This is a genomic window from Corynebacterium sp. UMB8791 (assembly GCF_054166365.1).
In genome coordinates this window covers 1-331 of the sequence record NZ_JBSZCG010000053.1, presented here as the reverse complement: position 1 = coordinate 331, position 331 = coordinate 1, and the positions used below count along the sequence as shown (strand labels likewise).

At 50.8% G+C, this 331-nt stretch carries 1 pseudogene; it reads right to left on the bottom strand.

From position 1 onward, the window contains the following. Window positions 1-49: 49 nt before the first annotated feature. Window positions 50-331 (bottom strand): annotated as a pseudogene (locus ACXIUA_RS01530) (hypothetical protein); the annotation flags it as partial.

Genomic DNA, 331 nt, shown 5'->3' with positions numbered 1-331 from the left:
CGCCGAGTAATCGGTATCATGCCGGATGCTGGCGCACCCGGCATGGATTTTACTTCGCGGTCAGTAATACGCCGCACTCCATATGGTGCGTGTAGGGGAACTGATCAAACAGAGCCAGACGTTCAACCTTGTGCGTCTGGCTTAATGTTTCCAGATTCTTGCATAACGTTTCCGGATTGCAGGAGATATACAGAATACGTGGATACGCCTGCACCATTTTCTCGGTTTCACTGTCCAGACCGCTGCGCGGTGGGTCGACAAAAATGGTTTCGCACTGATAACTCTTTAAATCGATCCCTTGCAGGCGGTTAAACTCGCGTACGCCATTCAT